Annotated in this window: 17 protein-coding genes; 12 read left to right on the top strand and 5 right to left on the bottom strand. The window is 75.2% G+C overall.

The window, feature by feature from the left end; translation table 11 throughout:
* The first annotated feature begins 102 nt into the window (after positions 1-102).
* The 3 genes from ASD06_RS02210 to moeB all read left to right on the top strand — a co-directional run bounded on the left by ASD06_RS02210 (position 103) and on the right by moeB (position 3,119).
* Complete coding sequence (locus ASD06_RS02210; protein ID WP_157371439.1) at positions 103-909, top strand: hypothetical protein; 807 nt, start codon at positions 103-105, stop codon at positions 907-909.
* A 70-nt stretch (positions 910-979) separates the two neighbouring features.
* The gene (locus ASD06_RS02205) at positions 980-1,780 is read left to right on the top strand and encodes a DUF3152 domain-containing protein (protein WP_200941802.1); all 801 of its coding nucleotides are present in this window, start codon (positions 980-982) and stop codon (positions 1,778-1,780) included.
* A gap of 145 nt (positions 1,781-1,925) precedes the next feature.
* Positions 1,926-3,119, top strand: a complete 1,194-nt coding sequence (moeB, locus tag ASD06_RS02200; protein ID WP_056672436.1) for a molybdopterin-synthase adenylyltransferase MoeB — start codon at positions 1,926-1,928, stop codon at positions 3,117-3,119.
* Between the two features lie 107 nt (positions 3,120-3,226).
* Here the strand turns inward: moeB and ASD06_RS02195 are convergent, their stop codons facing one another.
* Entirely contained in the window at positions 3,227-3,616 is a 390-nt protein-coding gene (locus ASD06_RS02195; RefSeq protein ID WP_056672434.1) for a hypothetical protein, read from the bottom strand.
* On the opposite strand from ASD06_RS02195, the gene ASD06_RS02190 reads away from it, so the two are divergent.
* The 4 genes from ASD06_RS02190 to ASD06_RS02175 all read left to right on the top strand — a co-directional run bounded on the left by ASD06_RS02190 (position 3,600) and on the right by ASD06_RS02175 (position 11,762).
* A complete protein-coding gene (locus tag ASD06_RS02190) occupies positions 3,600-3,971 on the top strand; it encodes an MGMT family protein (RefSeq protein ID WP_082537643.1) in 372 nt (123 codons plus the stop codon). The genes ASD06_RS02195 and ASD06_RS02190 overlap by 17 nt on opposite strands.
* A gap of 93 nt (positions 3,972-4,064) precedes the next feature.
* Positions 4,065-7,232, top strand: a complete 3,168-nt coding sequence (locus ASD06_RS02185) for an ATP-dependent helicase (protein ID WP_369853655.1) — start codon at positions 4,065-4,067, stop codon at positions 7,230-7,232.
* Complete coding sequence (locus tag ASD06_RS02180; RefSeq protein ID WP_200941800.1) at positions 7,229-10,630, top strand: ATP-dependent DNA helicase; 3,402 nt, start codon at positions 7,229-7,231, stop codon at positions 10,628-10,630. The genes ASD06_RS02185 and ASD06_RS02180 overlap by 4 nt, the downstream gene beginning before the upstream one ends.
* A 169-nt stretch (positions 10,631-10,799) precedes the next feature.
* Positions 10,800-11,762 (top strand): TerC family protein, encoded by a 963-nt coding sequence (locus ASD06_RS02175; protein ID WP_056673016.1) that lies wholly within the window; start codon positions 10,800-10,802, stop codon positions 11,760-11,762.
* A 119-nt stretch (positions 11,763-11,881) separates the two neighbouring features.
* Here the strand turns inward: ASD06_RS02175 and ASD06_RS02170 are convergent, their stop codons facing one another.
* The gene (locus ASD06_RS02170; protein ID WP_056672430.1) at positions 11,882-12,733 is read right to left on the bottom strand and encodes an endonuclease/exonuclease/phosphatase family protein; all 852 of its coding nucleotides are present in this window, start codon (positions 12,731-12,733) and stop codon (positions 11,882-11,884) included.
* Between the two features lie 5 nt (positions 12,734-12,738).
* On the bottom strand, positions 12,739-13,644 hold the full coding sequence (locus tag ASD06_RS02165; protein WP_056672428.1) for a macrolide 2'-phosphotransferase: 906 nt from the start codon (positions 13,642-13,644) through the stop codon (positions 12,739-12,741).
* A 93-nt stretch (positions 13,645-13,737) separates the two neighbouring features.
* Here ASD06_RS02165 and nudC point away from each other — a divergent pair, with 93 nt between their 5' ends.
* A complete protein-coding gene (gene nudC / locus ASD06_RS02160; RefSeq protein WP_082537641.1) occupies positions 13,738-14,664 on the top strand; it encodes an NAD(+) diphosphatase in 927 nt (308 codons plus the stop codon).
* Between the two features lie 91 nt (positions 14,665-14,755).
* On the opposite strand, the gene ASD06_RS02155 is transcribed toward nudC, so the two are convergent.
* Positions 14,756-15,355 (bottom strand): hypothetical protein, encoded by a 600-nt coding sequence (locus ASD06_RS02155; protein ID WP_056672426.1) that lies wholly within the window; start codon positions 15,353-15,355, stop codon positions 14,756-14,758.
* A gap of 56 nt (positions 15,356-15,411) precedes the next feature.
* Positions 15,412-15,681, bottom strand: coding sequence for a mycoredoxin (locus ASD06_RS02150; protein WP_056672424.1), 270 nt, complete (start codon positions 15,679-15,681; stop codon positions 15,412-15,414).
* Positions 15,682-15,806: 125 nt separating this feature from the next.
* Here ASD06_RS02150 and ASD06_RS02145 point away from each other — a divergent pair, with 125 nt between their 5' ends.
* The 4 genes from ASD06_RS02145 (at position 15,807) to ASD06_RS18675 (ending at position 19,338) form a co-directional block, all read left to right on the top strand.
* Positions 15,807-17,966, top strand: a complete 2,160-nt coding sequence (locus ASD06_RS02145) for an ATP-dependent DNA helicase UvrD2 (protein ID WP_056672422.1) — start codon at positions 15,807-15,809, stop codon at positions 17,964-17,966.
* A 330-nt stretch (positions 17,967-18,296) separates the two neighbouring features.
* Positions 18,297-18,512, top strand: a complete 216-nt coding sequence (locus tag ASD06_RS02140; RefSeq protein ID WP_157371438.1) for a hypothetical protein — start codon at positions 18,297-18,299, stop codon at positions 18,510-18,512.
* A 137-nt stretch (positions 18,513-18,649) separates the two neighbouring features.
* Positions 18,650-19,060: a WhiB family transcriptional regulator gene (locus ASD06_RS02135; RefSeq protein ID WP_304438668.1), complete on the top strand. Its 411-nt coding sequence runs from the start codon at positions 18,650-18,652 to the stop codon at positions 19,058-19,060.
* A 98-nt stretch (positions 19,061-19,158) separates the two neighbouring features.
* Positions 19,159-19,338, top strand: a complete 180-nt coding sequence (locus ASD06_RS18675; RefSeq protein WP_157371437.1) for a hypothetical protein — start codon at positions 19,159-19,161, stop codon at positions 19,336-19,338.
* Positions 19,339-19,343: the final 5 nt, after the last annotated feature.

Here is a 19,343-nt window from a genome sequence, read left to right as displayed (position 1 = left end):
CTGATACCGCCGGATCTGGTGCCACAATCTGAGCGCTGACCGCCGCGGGGGCGGTCGCGACGGACCAGACAGGACCAGTGCGCGGTAGTGGGCTCCTACGAGGTGGACGCGGCCACGATGTGCGACGCGCTGAGCCACGTCCCCGGGGTGGAGCACGTCGCGCTGGAGTTCGACGAGCTCGGCAACGGCGTGCTGCGCGTGCTCGTCGCCGGCGGCCAGGACCACGCGTCCGTGGTGGGTGCAGCCGTGAGCCGCGTGCGCGACCGGTTCGGTCTCGACGGCGACGGCGCCCGCCTGCGCCTCACCGGGCCGACCGGGCGGCCCGTGGTGGCCGTCGTCGAGAGCCTGGACGCCGACCCCGCGCTCGGTGCAGCGGTCGACGAGGCCCTCGACCCCGTGCTGCGCACGCTGGGCGAGCCGCTCGTCCCGAGGCCCGCACCCGCGGCACCTTCCGTGCCGGTGCAGACGCAGGGCCCCGTCGGCCCGTCGCCGGAAGCGGCGACGTCCGCGCGCGTCGTGGTCGACCGCGTGAGCGTCGTCACCGAGCAGCACGAGGTGCTCGCGAGCGTGCGCCTGCGTCAGGGCGAGCGCACCCACGAGGGAACGGCGCGCCGTCCGGCCACCGGGGCCGGTGCCCATCGCGCGCTCGCCGAGGCGACGGCGGCTGCGGTGGAGGCGGTGGTCGACGCGCGAGCCCGGCTCGACGTCGACCAGGTCGACCTGCTGCAGGTGGGTCCCGACCACGTGGCCGTGGTGGTGCTCACCCTGCTCGCACCCACCGGCATCGACCGGCTCACCGGATCGGCCCTGGTGCGCAGCGATCCCCAGGATGCCGTCGTCCGGGCGACGCTCGACGCGCTCAACCGCCGCGCCGGCCTCACGGGGGGCCGGGACGGCACCGCGCGCTGACCTTCGCTGACGCGGGCGGTCGTGGCCGGTCGTGGGCGCGCTGTCCGCGCCCCCTGGCATCCTGAGCCTCGTGACCTCCTCGCCTCGCGCGGCTGCTCAGCGCCGCGCGGCCCGTCGCCGGGCGGTGCAGCGGCGCCGTCGGCAGGCCGCGGGGGCGGTCGTCGCCCTCGTCGTGGCGCTGGGCGGGTGGGGCCTGGCCCGCGTGGTCGCTGACGACCCGCCGGTCACGCCGACGGCGGACGTGACCGCCGTCAGCTCACCGTCGCCGACGGCCTCGGGCTCGGCCCCGTCGTCTGCCGTGACGACGGCCTCGCCGGCTGCGTCGCCGTCCGCCTCGCCGCGGGTGTCGCACGTCGTCTCCCGGGGCACCGGACGCCTGGTGCCTGTGTCGGGCAGCGACCCGGCACCGGGCCGCGGAACCACGACCACGGTGCGCGTCGAGGTCGAGGACGGCGTCGACGTCGACCGCGCCGCCTTCGCCGATGCCGTGCTGGCCACCCTCAACGACGACCGCTCGTGGGGTCACGGCGGCCGGCGCAGCTTCGCCCGCACCGACGGCGACGCCGACGTCGTCGTGGTGCTCGCCAGCCCCGACACCTCGGCGCGGCTGTGCCGGCCCCTGCAGACCTTCGGCAAGCTGTCGTGTCGCAGCGGGCAGCGGGCGGTGCTGACGTCGTACCGCTGGCTGCTCGGCACGCCGGAGTTCCCCGACCTCACGGTGTACCGCCAGTACGTCGTCAACCACGAGGTCGGGCACGTGCTGGGGCACGGGCACGAGCAGTGCGGCGGCGCCGGACGCCTCGCCCCGGTGATGCAGCAGCAGACCAAGCGGGTCGCGCCCTGCCGCCCCAACGCCTGGCCCTACCCCTAGCCCCTCGTCGCACCCGCCCCCGCCCCCGCCCCACCCGCGGCATCGTTGATCACGTCCAGTGGGTGACACTCCGCTTGTCGAGGGTTGCACGCCTCGACAAGCGGACAGAAGCCTCGACAACCGCCGTCGCGCCTACAGTTGGTCCGTGAGCCTGCCCCCGCTCGTCGACCCCGGCCCGCCGCTCGACCGCGAGCAGGTCGCGCGCTACGCCCGCCACCTGCTCATCCCGGACGTCGGCGAGCTGGGTCAGCGCCGCCTGACCGGCGCGCGCATCGCCGTCGTCGGCGCCGGTGGCCTGGGCTCCCCGGCGCTGCTCTACCTGGCCGCGGCCGGCGTCGGCACCATCGGCGTGATCGACCCTGACGTCGTCGAGGCGTCGAACCTGCAGCGCCAGGTGGTGCACGGCGCGAGCGACGTCGGACGCCGCAAGGTCGACTCGGCGGCCGACGCCATCGCCGAGGTGAACCCGCTGGTGCGGGTGGTGCGCCACCCGGTGCGGCTGGACTCGAGCAACGCCCTGGACGTGCTCGCCGGCTACGACCTCGTGGTCGACGGCACCGACAACTTCGCCACGCGCTACCTGGTGAACGACGCCTGCGTGCTGCTCGGCGTCCCGTGCGTGTGGGGGTCGATCTACCGCTTCGACGGTCAGGTCAGCGTCTTCTGGGGTGGTCACGGGCCCTGCTACCGCTGCCTGTTCCCCGACCCGCCCCCGCCCGGCAGCGTCCCGTCGTGCGCGGAGGGTGGCGTGCTGGGTCTGCTGTGCGCGGCGATCGGTGCCGCGCAGGGCACCGAGGTGGTCAAGCTCGTCGTCGGCATGGGGGAGCCGCTGCTCGGGCGGTTGCTCGTGCACGACGCGCTGCGGGCGAGCTGGCGCGAGCTGCGCGTGCGTCCCGACCCCCAGTGCCCGGTGTGCGGCGAGCACCCCACCATCACTCGCGACACCGGCCTGATCGACTACGAGCAGTTCTGCGGCCTGCCGCCCGTGCCCGAGCGGCGCGACGGCGCGCTCGTCGCACCCGCCGAGCTGGCCGAGCTGCTCGCTGCCCGCGAGCGGGGCGAGTCCGACCTGGTGCTGGTCGACGTCCGTGAGCCCGGCGAGCGGGCCATCGTGTCGATCCCCGGCGCCGTCGCGGTGCCCCGGGCGGCGTTCGACACCGGTGAGGCGTTCGAGCAGATCCCGTTCGACCGACCCGTGGTGCTGCACTGCCGCTCCGGCGTGCGGTCGGCGGCCGCGCTCGACCTCCTGCGCGCGGCCGGCCACCCGGACGCCCGGCACCTCGACGGCGGGGTGCTGGCCTGGGTCGAGCAGGTCGACCCGAGCCTGCCCACCTACTGACCTCGCGCCGTCCCGGGGTAGCGCTCGTTGATCACGTTGAGTGGGTGACACTCCGCTTGTCGAGGGGTGCACCCCTCGACAAGCGGACGGAACCCTCGACCAGCGGCCTAGCTCGCGGCCTGGCCGGCGCAGGCCTGCCTCAGCGCGTCGACCGCCTTCGCGGTGGCGGCCTTGCCGGCCTCGGAGTCGCCGACCGTCTGCAGGGGGTCGGTGTACTGCTTCGGGACGCCGGCCTGCTCGGCCACGGACGCGATCGAGGCCACCGCCGCCCGCTCGTTCGCCGACACCTGCCCGTCGGCGAGCGGCCCGGAGCCGGTGGTGAGCCCGCACGCCTGCTTCACGGCCTCCTGCTGCGCCTTGGTGCGCAGCGAGTCGGCGGCGTTCGTCGCGGCGTTCGACGCGGCGGAGCGGGCGGCGTCCTCGGCCTGGCTGCACGCGGCGAGAGGCAGGCAGACGACGGCGACGGCTGTGGTCACGGCGATGAGTCGGCGAGGCACGCCCGCAGTCTGGCACGGCAGACTGGGTCCCGTGCCCGACGCCGCGCCCGCTGACCTGCCCGACCTCGACGACTTCGCGGCCCGGGTCCTGGACGTCGTCGACCAGGTGCCGCCGGGCCAGGTCGTCACCTACGGCGACATCGCGGAGTACCTCGGCGACGGCGGCCCCCGGCGGGTCGGCGCGGTGATGTCGCGCCACGGCAACGCGGTGCCCTGGTGGCGCGTGCTGCGCGCCGACGGCAGCCCGCCGCCCGGGCTGGAACGCGAGGCGTTGGAGCAGTACCGCGCCGAGGGAACGCCTCTGCGTGCGTCGGGCCAGCGGGTCGACCTGGCTCGCGCCCGCTGGGCCGGATGACTCGCTGGTCGTCCCACGGGCCTGTCGGAGCCCTGTGATGGGATCGTCAGCGTGACCCAGACCCCCCTGCGTGAGCGCGCGGAGCCGGCGCTCGTGCTGCGCCGCGAGCGCCTCGTCCCGACGTCGCGCACGCTCGACGTCGAGCAGCTCGCGGCCGTCGAGCACCGCGGCAGCGCGCTCAGCCTCATCGGCGCGCCCGGGTCGGGCAAGACGACGACGCTGGTGGAAGCCGTGGCCCACCGCGTCGAGCACGACGGGCTCGACGCCGGCACGGTGCTCGTGCTCGCTCCGACGCGGCTGGCGGCCGCTCGGCTGCGCGAGCTGGTCACCGGGCGGCTCGCCGTGACGGTGCGTGAGCCGCTGGCCCGCACCCCGCAGTCGTTCGCGTTCGGCGTGCTGCGCCAGGCGGCGGCGCTCAGCGGTGAGCCGGCGCCCCGGCTGATCACCGGACCGGAGCAGGACGTCGTGCTGCGCGAGCTGCTGGCCGGTCATGCGATGGGCCACGGCCGCGACCCCGCCTGGCCGCCCGACCTGCTGCCGGCCATCGGCACCCGGGCCTTTCGCGGCCAGCTGCGTGACCTGCTGATGCGCGCGGTCGAGCGGGGCGTGTCGCCGAGCGAGCTCGCGGCGCTCGGACGCCGGCACCGGCGCCCGGAGTGGGTCGCGGCAGCCGGGGTGCTGCGCGAGTACCTCGACGTGACGGCGTTGTCGACGCCGGGTGGCTACGACCCGGCGGCGATCACGGCCGAGGCGGCGGCTCGCATGGCAGGCGACGCCGAGCTGCTCGAGCGGGTGCGGGCGCAGGTGCAGTTCGTGGCGGTCGACGACGCGCACGAGCTCACCGCAGCGGCCGCTGACCTGCTGCGCCTGGTGGTCGGGACTCGTCCGTCGCTCCTGCTCGCCGGGGACGCCGACGCGGTCACGCAGTCCTTCCGCGGCGCGGACCCGGACTTCCTGCTCGACCCGGTGCGCGAGCCGGGCGCGGCGGCCCCGACTGTCGTGCGGCTACGCACTTCCTGGCGCCAGCCGCCCGCGTTGCGCGCGGTGAGCCGCCGGGTCGCCGACGCGATCGGCGCGCGGGGAGGGGCGGCGCACCGGCTGCTCGTCGAGCGGCCGGACGCCGGCACCGCACCGGGTGCGCGGGAGCACGGCCGCGCCGAGGTGCACGTGCTGCGCTCGGCGGCGCATGAGGTGGCGTTCGTCGCCGACCGGCTGCGCCGCGCGCACCTGAGCGACGGCGTGCCGTGGTCGCGCATGGCGGTGCTCGTGCGCGGCCGGCAGCGCGCCGCATCGCTGCGCCGGGGGTTGCAGCAGTCCGGTGTGCCGGTCGACGTCCCGCTCACCGAGGTGCCGGTGCGCGACCAGACCGCCGTCGTGCCGCTGCTCGACGCCTACGAGGCGGTGCTGCGTCTGGTGGCCGGTGAGCCGGCGCTCGACGCGGAGGGCGCGGTGTCGCTGCTGATGTCGCCGCTGGGTGGCGCCGACGCGATCGCCGTGCGCCGGCTGCGCCAGGCGTTGCGCGCCGAGGAGCTCGGGGCGGGTGATGGCGAGCGTGCGCGTTCGAGCGACGAGCTGCTGGTCGAGGCGCTGCTCGAGCCGGGCCGGTTGGGCAGCATCGAGTCGCTGACGGCCGACCCCGCCACGCGGGTGGCGCGCGTGCTCGCAGCCGGCGTGGCCGCGATGACCTCGGGGGCTGAGGGCGCCACGGCCGAGACGCTGTTGTGGGCGATCTGGTCGGCGTCCGGTCTGGGCGGCCCGTGGCAGCGGGCGGCGCTGGCAGGCGGGGCGTCCGGCGCCCGCGCCGACCGCGACCTCGACGCCGTCGTCGCGCTGTTCGACGCCGCCACGCGCTTCGTCGACCGCTTGCCGCAGGCCGGAGCGCGCGAGTTCATCGAGTACCTGCGCGGTCAGGACGTCGCCGCCGACACGCTGGCCGAGCGGGCGGCCGGCGAGGCCGTCGCCCTGCTCACGCCGGCTTCGGCGGCCGGGCGTGAGTGGGACGTCGTCGTGGTGGCCGGCGTCCAGGACGGCGTGTGGCCCGACCTGCGTCTGCGCGGCTCGCTGCTCGGCGCCGAGCGGTTGGTCGACGTGCTGGCCGGTCGCGAGCCATCACTGCGCTCCGACCTGCTGGCCGTGCGCGACGACGAGACGCGACTGCTGCACGTGGCGGTGAGCCGGTCGCGCGCCGCGCTGCTGGTCACCGCCGTGCGCGACGACGACGAGCAGCCGTCGCCGTTCGTCGACCTCGTCGACCCGCCGCCTGAGGCTCTGCCAGCAGCCGGCTGGGACGCCGACGGCGTCCGCACCATCACCCTGCCCACCCACCCGCTCACCCTCGCGGGCGTCGTGGCCCGGCTCCGCCAGCAGGTGTGCGGCGGCGGCCCGGCGGCCGGCGCCGCGGCGCGCCGTCTGGCGCGGCTCGCCGCCGAGGGCGTCCCCGGAGCGCACCCCGACGACTGGTACGGCGTCGCCGAGCTCACCGACGACCGTCCGCTGGCCACCGACGGCCCGGTGCGCGTCTCGCCGTCGAAGGTCGAGGCGTTCGAGCGCTGCGGCCTGCGCTGGCTGCTCACGGCGGCGGGCGGCACCGCTCCGACGTCGGCCTCGCAAGGCCTCGGCACGCTCGTGCACGACCTGGCCGACGAGCTTCCCGACGCCGACGCCGAGACCCTGCTCGCCGAGCTGCGTCGCCGGTGGCACGTGCTCGGCTGGGGTGAGGGCTTCGCGGGCGACGTGCAGCGCGAGCGCGCCGAACGCGTCGTGCGCAAGCTGGCCGACTACCTCGCCGGCGCCCCCGAGCTCGTGGCGAGCGAGCTCGACGTCGACGTCGTGCTCGACCTGCCGCACGGCCAGGCTCGCGTGGTCGGCCGGGTCGACCGGCTCGAGCGCGACGGCGACGGCCTGCACGTCATCGACCTCAAGACGGGCAAGCAGGCGCCGGCCGCCAAGGAGCTGCCGCAGCAGCCGCAGCTCGGCGCCTACCAGCTGCTGGGGCTGGCCGGCGCCTTCGCCGACCACGCACCGGACGTCCCGGTGGCCGGCGCCGCGCTGGTGCAGCTGGGCGGCACCGAGAAGAAGCCCAAGGTGCAGCGTCAGGAGGCGCTGCCCGACGGCGGCGGCTGGGCCGTCGAGCTGCTCGACCGGGTGGCGCACGGCATGGCTCAGCACCAGTTCGTCGCGACGGTCAACGACCTGTGCGATCGCTGCCCCGTGCGCAGCTCGTGCCCTGCGCGACCCGAGGGACGGCAGGTGACCTCGTGAGCCGGCCGAGCGCCGTCGACATCGCCCGCGCGCTGGGCAAGCCCGACCCGACGCCGGAGCAGGTCGCCGTGATCGAGGCGCCGCTCAGCCCGCTGCTCGTGGTGGCCGGTGCCGGCTCGGGCAAGACCGAGACCATGGCGGGCCGCGTCGTGTGGCTCGTCGCCGGCGGCGACGTCGCGCCGGGGGAGGTGCTCGGGCTCACCTTCACCCGCAAGGCCGCGGCCGAGCTGGGCGAGCGGGTGCGCAGTCGGCTGCGCGCGCTGCGCCGAGCGGGGCTCTGGACGCCCCCCGAGCCGCCCAGCGTCCCCGACCACCACAACGTCCACGCCGACCACGCCGACCACGCCGACCACGCCGCCGACGCGAGCGGCGCGGCGGTCGACCTCGACGTCACGGTCGCCACCTACCACTCCTTCGCGGGTCGCCTCGTGCGCGAGCAGGGCCTGCGCCTCGGCGTGGAGCCCGAGTCGCGGCTGCTCACCGAGGCATCGTGCTGGCAGCTGGCATCCGACATCGTCGAGCGGTGGTCCGGCGACATGGGCGCGGTCGACTACGCGGTCTCGACCGTCGTCACCGCGGTGCTCGACCTCGCGGGCGAGGCGGCCGAGCACCTCGTCGACCTCGACGCCGTCGACACCTACCTCGCCGACGTCATGGCGCGGGTCGAGGCGCTGCCCTACAGCGACGCCACTGCAGGCCGCAGCGGGGCACCGGCCAAGCGGTACGCCGAGGTGACGACGCTGCTGGGCAACCTCGCCGCCCGCCGCCAGCTGCTGCCACTCGTGCGGGCCTACCAGCAGGCCAAGCGCGACCGCGAGGCGCTGGACTTCGGCGACCAGCTGGCACTCGCGGCCCGCCTGGCCCGTGAGCTGCCGGACGTCGGCGCCGGCCTGCGCCAGCAGTACCGCGCCGTGCTGCTCGACGAGTTCCAGGACACCAGCCACGCCCAGCTGGTGATGCTCGAGTCGCTCTTCGGTGGCGGCCACGCCGTGACGGCCGTGGGCGACCCGCACCAGTCGATCTACGGCTGGCGGGGCGCGAGCGCCGACACGCTGAACGCGTTCCGCGAGCGCTTTCGGACGGCGTCTGGCGAGCCTTCGCCCGTGCTGCCGCTGTCGACGAGCTGGCGCAACGACGAGCTCGTGCTCGAGGTGGCGAACGTGCTGGCCCAGCCGCTGCAGCAGCAGACCCGTGTCGACGTCGAACCGCTGCGCCGACGTGACGGCGCGGGCTCAGGGGAGGTCGAGGTGCGAGCGCTGGAGACCAGCGCCGTCGAGGCCGACGCGGTGGCGCAGTGGGTGGCCGCCCGGTGGCTGGGACCCGACGCTCGCCCGGTGCCCGGCCGGTCGGCGGCGGTGCTGTGCCGCAAGCGCTCGCAGTTCCCGCAGGTCGAGGCGGCCCTGCTTCGGGCCGGCCTGCCCTACCAGGTGGTCGGTCTTGGCGGCCTGCTGTCGACCCCCGAGGTCGCCGACCTGCTCAGCGCCTTGCGCGTCGTCCACGACCCCACGCGCGGCGACCACCTGATGCGGCTGCTCACCGGCCCCACCTGTCGGCTCGGTGCGCACGACCTGACGGCCCTCGGCGCGTGGGCGCGCGAGCTGCACCGGCGGCGATCCGGTGAGCCCGGTCGCAGGTCGGCGGGGGAGAGCGAGGAGGACGCCGCGAGCCTGGCGGAGGCGCTCGACGAGCTGCCGCCCCCGGCCTGGACCGACCCCCAGGGCCGTGACCTGTCCGCCGCCGCGCGGCCGCGTCTGCAGCGGCTGGCCGGCCTGCTGCGTGGGCTGCGGCGCCGTACCCACCTGCCGCTACCCGAGCTGGTCGCCGACACCGAGCGCGCGCTGCTGCTCGACGTCGAGGTGGCCAGCCGCGCCGACGTCGGCTTCGCCCAGGCCCGCGCGCACCTGGACGCCATCGCCGACGTCGCGGCCGGCTTCGAGAGCACCGCCCAGCGGCCGACGCTCGGGGCGTTCCTCGCCTGGCTCGAGGCCGCGGACGAGCAGGAGCACGGCCTGGAGCCGGGCCAGGTCGACGTCGACGAGCACGTCGTGCAGGTCATGACCATCCACGCCGCCAAAGGCCTGGAGTGGGACGTCGTGGCCGTTCCCGGCCTGGTCGAGGGGGCGTTCCCGAGCCACAACGCACGGCCCCGCTCGGACGGCTCCGGCTGGGTGATCGGCGAGGTGAAGGACCGCGGCTGGTTGGCGACCCTCGGCACCGTGCCCTACGCCCTGCGCGGCGACCGCGCCAGCCTGCCCGACGTGCGGTGGTCGGCAGCGGCCGACCAGAAGGCGCTGCGCGCTGAGCTGGAGGCGTTCTACCGTCGCGGCGGCGAGCACGAGCTCGCCGAGGAGCGGCGGCTGGTCTACGTCGCCGTCACCCGCGCCCGTGCCCACCTGCTGCTGACGAGCCACGTGTGGGGCACCACGCTCACCCCGCGGCTGGCTTCGCGATTCCTCACCGAGCTGGTGCCCGGCCTGCACGTCGGTGACGACACCGTGGCCCCGCACGTCGCGTCGGGGGTGCGCGTCGGGCAGGTGTGCGCCGTGCCGCCGGACGGCGAGGGCAAGCCGCCCGACGAGGCCTTCGGGCCGGCCACCTGGCCGGTCGACCCCCTGGGCGAGCGCCGGGCCGACGTCGAGCAGGGCGCCGAGCTGGTGCGGACGGCCGCGGCGCAGGCCTGCGAGGGCGTGGCCGGCGCTGTCGTCGAGGGCGCCGGCTGGCAGCGCCTCGACACCGAGATCGAGCTGTTGCTCGCCGAGCGCGCCGCGAGCCGCGACCGCGGTGCCGTCGTCGCGCTGCCCACGCACGTGTCGGCGTCCCGGCTCGTGCGCCTGGCCGACGACCCGCGCTCCCTCGCGCTCGACCTGCGGCGCCCCATGCCGCGCCAGCCGCACCCGGCGGGCCGGCGCGGCACCGCCTTCCACGCGTGGGTCGAGCGCTACCTCGGCGCCGCCGCCATGGTCGACCTGCTCGACCTGCCGGGAGCGGCCGACGACGACGCCGCGCACGACGACGACCTCGCGCAGCTCATCGAGCGGTTCCTGGCCACCGAGTGGGCGCACCGGCGGGTCGTGGCCGTCGAGGTGCCGCTCGAGACGCCGGTCGACGGCACGGTGGTGCGCGGACGCGTCGACGCCGTGTTCGCGCGCGACGACGGTGGCGTCGACATCGTCGACTGGAAGACCGGTGCGCCGCCCAGCGGGGCGCCGGCGAGGTCGCGGGCCGTCCAGCTGGCCGCCTACCGGTTGGCCTGGCACCGGCTGCACGGCGTCCCTCTCGATCGCATCGGTGCCGCCTTCTGCTACGTCGCGACCGGCGAGACGGTGCGACCGGCCGACCTGCTCGGCGAGGCCGAGCTCGTGGCCATGCTGCGCGCCATCGACGGCGATCCTCGCTGAATCGGTTGCGGCCCACCGGCTTGCGGTACGCGCTGGCCATGCCTCACCATGAGTGGCGAGGGGAGTACCCCAGCACCGCACGTCGTCAGTACGGCTTCACCGACGAAGCTCGGCGTGCGGGTCGCTCCGGCGGCGGGCGAGACCTCGGTCACTGACCGGAGGTGTGCTCGTGCTCGTTCCCTGGTGGGCCTGGCTGGCCGTCGTCGCCGTCATCCTCGCCCTGCTCGCTGTCGACCTGTTCGCGCACCGCAGGGCGCACGTCATCGGCGTCCGTGAGGCTGCGGTGTGGTCGGCGGTGTGGGTGGCGGTCGCCGTCGCCTTCGGTGGCGTGGTCTGGGCGGCGCTGGGCGGCGAGGCGTCGGCGCAGTACTTCGCGGGCTACGTGATCGAGAAGAGCCTGGCCGTCGACAACGTCTTCGTCTGGGCCGTGATCTTCTCGGCCTTCGCGGTGCCGCGGGAGTACCAGCACCGGGTGCTCTTCCTCGGCGTCGTGGGCGCGCTGGTGATGCGTGCCGGCCTCATCGCGCTGGGCGCCGTACTGATCAGCAGCTTCTCGTGGGTGCTGTACGTGTTCGGCGCCTTCCTGGTCGTCACCGGCGTGCGGATGCTGCGCCACCGGCACGAGCACGCCGACATCGAGGGGTCGCGTGCCGTGGGCTGGCTGCGGCGGGTGGTCCCGCACACGCGCGACTACCACGGTGCCCGCGTCATCGTGCGCCGCGCCGGTCGCTGGGTGGCGACGCCGCTGCTCGTCGTGCTGCTGGTGGTCGAGGGCACCGACCTGGTCTTCGCCGTCGACTCGGTGCCGGCGATCTTCGCGGTGACGCAGGAGCCGTTCCTCGTCTTCACAGCGAACGCCTTCGCGATCCTCGGCCTGCGGGCGATGTACTTCCTGCTTGCCGACCTCATGCACCGGTTCGTCTACCTCAAGACCGGTCTGTCGCTCGTGCTGGTCTGGGTCGGCGTGAAGATGCTGCTGCTCGCCGTCGACGTGAAGGTGCCGACGTTGCTGTCGCTGGGCGTGGTCGGCGTGCTGGTCGGGACGTCGGTGGTGTGGTCCTTGCGGGCGACGCGGGGGAGTGGCTCGCAGCAGCCGGACGGTCCGGTCAGCCGCGAGCCGGCGTCGCGGTGAGCGCCGCCAGCACCGCGCTGCCTCGCATCCCGGCGTCCGCCGAGCGGTTCGCCATGGCGGACGGCGGCCACGGCTTCGCGCTGGGTCCGACGTGCACGATCGCGAAGGAGGGGCAGGCGTCAGGGGTCGACGTCGGCGAGGAGCGCGAGGTGGTCGGAGACCTCGAGCGACAGCGCCTGCGTGAAGCCCGCCGTCGCCGTCGCCGCATCGGTGAGCAGGTGGTCGAGCTGCAGGCGCGGCGCGGGCGCCGGGTAGGTCGCCGCACGCGCGAGGGACGTCCACCCCGTCAGCCAGCCCGGCACGGGCCCGGGCAGGTTCAGGTCACCGGCGAGCACGCGTGGGCCGGGCAGCGAGCGCGCCCAGCGGGTCACCGCGCGCAGCTGGCGACGTGCCGCCAGCGGCGAGAACGACAGGTGCGTGGAGATGACGGTGACCGGGCCGCGGGGTCCCTGCACCACGGCTGCGAGCGCCGCCCGCGGCTCGTCGGGCACGAACATCACGCGCGGCGCCTTCGTGACCGAGCCGTCGTCGGGCACCTGCGGCAGCACCATCGGAAGCACGGCCCGCGACCCCGCCAGCGCTCGGACGCGCCAGGCCAGCACGGGCAGCCGGGACACCAGCCCGATGCCGTACGCCGGTCGGCCGGCCGGCGTCGTGTGAGCATCGGGGTGTCCGCGCTCCAGACCCTGCCACCCCGACGCCGGCCCCGGCACACCCGTCAGCGTCGGTGTGAAACGGTGGTGCGTCGCCCCGAACGCCTCGGCCACGGCCGCGAGCTGGTCGATGCCACCGCTGCGCTCCTGGCCGTGGTCGACCTCCTGCACCGCGAGGACGTCAACGCCGAGGTCGACGAGACGGGCCACGGAGCGAGCCAGCCGGTCGCCGTCCACCGCGGGTGCGGCGAGGCCGGCTGCGGGGTCGCGGGGAGGTAGCGACCGCCCCGACCACAGGTTGAACGTCGCGACGCGCACGGGGTTCAGTCCTCGTCCGCGACGTGCTCGGCGAGCTCGAGCAGGTGCCGGCTCGCGCGCTCGACGACGTCGGCGTCGTCGGCTGCCACGCCACTGAGCAGCCAGCGCGCGAGGGCCAGCTCACCGGCCAGCCGGGCCCGGTCGAGCAGGTGCCGGTCGGGCGCCTCGCCGCGGCCCATGGCGTAGGCCTCGAGCACCGTGTCGAGGCCGTCGTCGTCCGCGGTGACGGCCACCCAGGCGAGGTCGTCGGCGGGGTCGGCCACGGCGGCCTCGCCCCAGTCGATCACGCCGCTCAGGGCGCCGCGGTCGACCAGCACGTGCTCGGGTGCGAGGTCGCCGTGCACTGGCGTGGGGACGAACCGCCAGCGCGACACGTCCTCGAGCGCGTGCTCCCACCGGGCCAGCAGCGCCGCCGGCACGTGGCCCGTCTGCGCCGCGCGGTCGACGTCCGACAGCCGGCGCAGCCGGTACTCCTGCGCCGTGTACGTCGGCAGCCCGGCGTCCTCGAGCGCTCGCGGGTCGATCTCGTGCAGGGCGGCGATGGCGCGGCCGACCTGCGCGGCGAGGGCCGAGCCGGCGCGCAGCTCGTCGGCGCGGACGGGACGCCCCGGCAGGTAGGGGTGCACGAGGCACTCGCCGCCGTCCGGCAGCGGGGCGCGACCGGCCGGCTGAGGTACGGCCACCGGCAGGTAGCGGCCGAGGAGCGGCAGCAGCCGCGCCTCGACGTCGAGCGCCACTGCGGCGGCCGTGCGGCGGGGTGCGCGCACGACCCAGCGGCGCTGCTGGTCGTCGGTGACGATCGCGACGTCGAAGTCCATGCCGTCGACCTGCGGCGGCTCCACCGACACCGGGTCGAGCCCGGGCACGGCGGCGCTGGCGAGGGCAGCGAGCTGCAGGTCCGTGCGGGTCACGCGATCACGGTAAGCCAGCGGGGCGTGCGGTGGCCGACCGGATCGGGGCGGCCCGGCGTGTTGCCTGCGACGGCGCTCGCTAGCGTGCGGGGCGTGAGTTCACCCGGCGAGCAGGGCTCGCTCCACCTGTCCGAGCTGGCGCTCACCCGCGCCGTCGACGACCGTGCCGCGGCTCGCCGCAGCCCGACGCTGCTCGCGGAGCTGCTGGCCGCGCCGGCGACGCGCGTGCTGGAGGTGTCGAGGGGACGCGCGCAGCTGGCCGACGGCGACCGGTTGCGGTGGCGGCCGCCCGCGGCAGCCGATGCGCGCCGGCTGGGCGTGTTCCTCGGTGAGCAGGACGGCGTGTCCCGCGTCGCGGTGGGCCTGGCCGTCGACGAGGCGCCGGCCGACGACGACCCGTCGTGGCAGGGGCTGCGTGCCCTCGCACCGGCCCTCGGCCCGGCGGACGCCGGGCTCGTCGTCCAGGCCGTCGCGGTGCTCAACTGGCACGACGCGCACCGGTTCTGCCCGCGGTGCGGCGCGCCCACCGAGGTGATCGAGGCCGGGTACGTGCGGCGCTGCACCGCGGACGGCAGCCAGCACTGGCCGCGCACCGACCCGGCGGTGATCATGACCGTCGTCGACGACGACGACCGGCTGCTGCTCGGCCGGCACGTCGACTGGCCCGCGGGCCGGTTCTCCACGCTCGCGGGGTTCGTCGAGCCGGGGGAGTCGCTCGAGGCGGCGGTGCGCCGCGAGGTGCTCGAGGAGGTCGGGCTGGCGGTCGGTGAGGTGGCCTACCGGGGCAGTCAGCCGTGGCCGTTCCCGTCGTCGGTGATGCTCGGCTTCACCGCGCACGCGCTGGGCACCGACGTCCGGCCGGACGGCGACGAGATCGCCGAGGCGCGGTGGTTCACGCGCGCCGAGCTGCGCGAGGCGGTCGACGCCGGAATCGTGGGGCTCTCGCCGCGGGTGTCGATCTCGCGCGCGCTGGTCGAGCACTGGTACGGCGAGCGCCTGCCCGACCCGCCGCCGTCCTAGCTCTCTGCCCACCCGGCAAATCCCCCGGAATTTGTACGACTGGGCTGCGCGAGACGTACAAGTTCCGGGGAATTTGCCAGAAGGGCGGGGGTCAGGGGGCGCGTTGCAGGGCGGGGCGCGCCGGGTGGTCGAAGCGGACGACGAAGCTCGCCCGGGCCGCCGGGTCGGTCTCGTCGAGGTAGCGCGCCCAGGCGGGTACGGCCCGCGGGCGCTCGTCCGGCTCGAGCCGGCGCTCCTGGGCGGCGGCGGACGTCGCGAGGTGCACGCTGACGTCGAACGCGTCGGCGAGCTCCCAGCGCAGCAGGAAACGTCCGTCGACGACCACGACGGTGCCGGGCACCGCCGCCCGGCGCGGGGCCCGCGTGGAGCGGTCGGTCACCGGATCGCGCAGCGTCGGCAGCCAGCTGGGCCCGTCGGGGTCGTCGCCGTCGGGGCCGATGCGGTCGAGCACCTCACGGCGCAGGGCTGCGTCGTCGTACCAGTGGTCGTAGAGCGCGTCGGGGTCGCGCGGGCCGTGCTCCAGGCGCTGTGAGCGGGGCAGGCAGAAGTCGCGCTGGTGCACCCGAGTCGCCGTGAGCCCGCGGCCGAGCAGGTGGTCGGCGACGGCGTCGGCCAGTGCGGCGCCGTCGTCCGGCACGCAGCCGTCGACGCCCACCCGGACGCCGAAACCGCCGTCGCGAGCGGCCGGCACGAATGTGCTGGCGTGCTCGGCGACGGCGGCGGCCAGCGCCTGCGGGGTGAGGGGCCTCAGGCCGCGGCCCCGAGCCGGGCCTTGACCTCGTCGAGCGAGGGGTTCGTGGCGACCGTGCCGTCGGGGAAGAGCACCGTGGGCACGGTCTGGTTACCGCCGTTGGCCTGCTCGACGAACGTCGCCGACTCGGGGTCGGTCTCGATGTTGACCTCGGTGTAGCCGATGCCCTCGCGGTCGAGCAGCGTCTTCAGGCGGCGGCAGTACCCGCACCACGTCGTGGAGAACATCGTGATGGTGTCGGCGGGCGGTGGCGTCGTGGCGGACATGCTGCTCCCGGGGTGAGGTTGGCTGAACGTTCAACGGCGTCAACGGCACCGGATGCGCCGATCTTCCCGCACCGCTGTGGACGACGTCCTCGCGGTGTCGGCGGCCGGTGCGAGGATGGTGCGCGATGACCCAGCCGACCGCCCTGCGCGCCTCCGCCGACGCCGTGCTCGACGCCCTCGACCCCGAGCAGCGCGAGGTCGCGACGTCCCTGGCGGGGCCGCTGTGCGTGCTCGCGGGCGCGGGCACGGGCAAGACGCGCGCGATCACGCACCGCATCGCCTACGGCGTGCACGCGGGCGTGATGACCCCGCAGCAGGTGCTCGCCGTGACGTTCACCGCGCGCGCCGCGGGCGAGATGCGTTCGCGGCTGCGCGACCTCGGGGTCGCCGGCGTCCAGGCGCGCACCTTCCACGCGGCCGCGCTGCGCCAGCTGCACTACTTCTGGCCGCAGGTGATCGGGGGGGCCGCGCCCGAGGTGATGCCGCACAAGGCCGGCCTGGTCGCCGAGGCCGGCTCGCGGCTGCGGCTGCAGCTCGACCGCACCGCCGTGCGCGACCTCGCCGCCGAGGTCGAGTGGGCCAAGGTCAGCCTGCTGACGCCGGAGACCTACGCTGCAGCCGCGAGGCGCGCCGGTCGCGACCCGGCCGGGCTCGACGCCACCGCGATGGCCCGGGTGCTCGCGCTGTACGAGGAGGTCAAGGGCGAGCGCGGGGTCATCGACTTCGAGGACGTGCTGCTCGTCACGGCCGGGGTGCTGCAAGACCATCCGCAGGTCGCCGAGGCGGTCCGGCGCCAGTACCGGCACTTCGTCGTCGACGAGTACCAGGACGTCAGCCCGCTGCAGCAGCGGCTGCTCGACCTGTGGCTCGGCGGCCGGCAGGACGTCTGCGTCGTGGGTGACGCGAGCCAGACCATCTACTCCTTCACCGGTGCGAGCCCGAAGTACCTGCTCGACTTCCCGCGCCGCCACGAGGGCGCCAAGGTCGTGCGGCTGGTGCGCGACTACCGCTCGACGCCGCAGGTCGTCCGGCTGGCCAACCTCCTGCTCGACCGCGTGCCGGTGGCGCAGCGGCGGGCGCGGGTCGAGCTCGTCGCGCAGCGGGCGGCCGGGCCGGAGCCGACGTTCACCGGGTACGACGACGACGTGGCCGAGGCTGCGGGCATCGCACGGCGCATCGGCGACCTGGTGGCTCAGGGCACCCGGCCCAGCGAGGTGGCGGTGCTGTTCCGCACCAACGCGCAGTCTCAGTCGCTCGAGCAGGCGCTGGCCGAGGCGGGGATCGCCTACGTGCTGCGCGGCGGAGAGCGGTTCTTCAGCCGCCGCGAGGTGCGTGAGGCCGTCATGCTGCTGCGCGGTGCGGCTCGTGCGGGTGACGCCGAGACGCCGCTCGGCGAGGCCGCCCGCGACGTGCTGGTGAGCGGTGGGTGGTCGGCGCAGCCGCCGAGCCAGAGCGGGGCGGTGCGCGAGCGCTGGGAGTCCTTGCAGGCGCTCGCTGGCCTGGCCGACGAGGTGGCCGCCAAGCGGCCCGGCGCGACGCTCGCCGACCTGGTCGCCGAGCTCGACGAGCGCTCGGCCGCCCAGCACGCGCCGACGGTCGAGGGCGTCACGCTGGCCTCGCTGCACTCCGCCAAGGGCCTGGAGTGGGACGCCGTGTTCCTCGCCGGAGTGTCCGAGGGGCTGATGCCCATCTCGATGGCCGACGGGCCGGAGGCGGTCGAGGAGGAGCGCCGCCTGCTGTACGTCGGCATCACGCGGACCCGAGAGCACCTGCACGTGTCGTGGGCCCGGGCCCGCACGCCGGGGGGTCGGGCGTCGCGGCAGCCATCGCGGTTCCTCGACGGGCTGCGACCCGCGGACGATGCGTCATCGGGCGGGGGAGTGGCCTCGTCCGGGCGCGGTGGATCGAGCCGCGGCAAGCGCTCGCGGACGCCCGCCAAGTGCCGCACGTGCGGCGCGCCGCTGATGACCGGCAGCGAACGCAAGGTCGGCCGGTGCGATGACTGCCCTGCGACGTACGACGAGACGACCTTCGAGGCGCTGCGCACCTGGCGCTCGGCCGTCGCGACGGCGGCCAGCGTGCCGGCGTACGTCGTGTTCACCGACGCGACTCTCGTCGCCCTCGCCGAGAACCAGCCCGACGACGTCTCCGGTCTGGCCCAGATCCCCGGCATCGGCGCCACCAAGCGCGAGCGCTACGGCGAGCAGGTGCTCGCCGTCCTCGCCGGCGCCGACCCGACGACCGTCGCCGCCAGCACCGGTGCAGACGCCTCCGACGCGCCGTAGACCCACCCCTCCCGACGAGCCGGCCACGCACCCGGGTGAGCCCACCCGGGTGGTAGGCCGGACCGGCCGGTGACCGAGCGTCGAGATCGGATGCCGTGTTCGACGCGACCCCTTGTGCCGCAACGGTTTGACGGCGGCTTTCGGCCTCACCGAGCGCGCGGGGTCGGCCTCGGCGCGTCCCCTCCGCATCACGGATCAGCAACGGATCAGAACTCGCGGAAATAAATACGTTGTCGCACCCCCGGGGGTGCCCTACTCTCATACGCACGCAACCGACGCGCCCGCATGGGCGCCCCGAGCCAAGAGACGGAGGTGGACACGATGGAGAGCATGAGCATCCAGCTGGAGGTCATCGAGACCTGCAGCGCGCTGTCGCGTCCGCACGCCTCTCGGCGTTCCGGGGTGGTCTCTGCGGACATCAGCGCCACGTACCAGGGGACCGGTCTGTCCTTCGCCGGTCTCGTTGACGCCATCGGTGTCGACGTGGCGCCGCGCACCCGCAAGGGCGGCCCCTCGGGTACCACGATCTGGAGTCCACCGGTCTAGCACCAGCTGACCGGCGCTCTTCAGGCCGCGGAACCCGACCACCGGGATCCGCGGCCTTTTTGTGTTCCGCCAACGATCCGCTTGCTTCACCAGTCAGCACGCACCACTCACGACCACAGGCAGGACGACTACCACTCATGAGCACCCTCGCTCCGGAGCGACCGCTCCACACGCACGGAGAGCTCCGGCTCCCCGTCCCGGCCCAGGCGACACCCCGCCAGGCCGTCCAGACCCCCCAACACCAGATGGAGGTGACACCGTTGCAGCTCACGGCACTGCTCGAGCCCACCCTCGACGCCCGTGCAGATTCGGCGACCATCCCGTGTCGTGCCCACGACGCGGAGCTGTGGTTCGCCGAGCTCCCGGCGGACGTCGAGCTCGCCAAGTCGCTCTGCGGCGACTGCCCTGTCCGCACCGCCTGCCTCGACGGCGCTCTCGAGCGTCGTGAGCCGTGGGGTGTCTGGGGCGGTCAGCTGCTCGTCCAGGGAGCCATCGTGGCGCGCAAGCGTCCGCGTGGCCGCCCCCGCAAGTGCGAGGTCGCCGCATGATCTTCGCCGCCCACACCTTCGACGTCACTTCCGTCATCACCGCGCCGACCGACTCGCACGGTGAGCGAGACACCAGACCCACTCTGAGGAGTACTCACATGCAACAGCTCATGCACGAAGACCTGGCCCGAGCCCATCTCAACCAGCGGCTCGCCGACGCAGAGCGTCAGCGTCTGGCCCAGTACGTCGTCCGGCTGGCTCGCGCCCGCCGGCACGCGAACCGGGCCCGTCGTCAGGTCGAGCAGGTCCAGCTGCGGCTGCGCCTTCTCGCCGGCTGACGCCC

This window comes from Angustibacter sp. Root456 (assembly GCF_001426435.1).
Lineage (GTDB): Bacteria > Actinomycetota > Actinomycetes > Actinomycetales > Angustibacteraceae > Angustibacter.
The sequence above is the reverse complement of the archived record's forward strand: the minus strand, read 5'-3'. Positions and strand labels throughout refer to the sequence as shown.

What these genes read in the sequence shown, in the direction of transcription:
- ASD06_RS18675 (WP_157371437.1), top strand. Translation starts at nt 19,159, where the DNA reads ATGCAACAGCTCATGCACGAAGACCTGGCCCGAGCCCATCTCAACCAG.
- ASD06_RS02150 (WP_056672424.1), bottom strand. Translation starts at nt 15,681, where the DNA reads ATGTCCGCCACGACGCCACCGCCCGCCGACACCATCACGATGTTCTCC.
- ASD06_RS02145 (WP_056672422.1), top strand. Translation starts at nt 15,807, where the DNA reads ATGACCCAGCCGACCGCCCTGCGCGCCTCCGCCGACGCCGTGCTCGAC.
- ASD06_RS02135 (WP_304438668.1), top strand. Translation starts at nt 18,650, where the DNA reads ATGAGCACCCTCGCTCCGGAGCGACCGCTCCACACGCACGGAGAGCTC.
- ASD06_RS02140 (WP_157371438.1), top strand. Translation starts at nt 18,297, where the DNA reads ATGAGCATCCAGCTGGAGGTCATCGAGACCTGCAGCGCGCTGTCGCGT.
- ASD06_RS02190 (WP_082537643.1), top strand. Translation starts at nt 3,600, where the DNA reads ATGAGTCGGCGAGGCACGCCCGCAGTCTGGCACGGCAGACTGGGTCCC.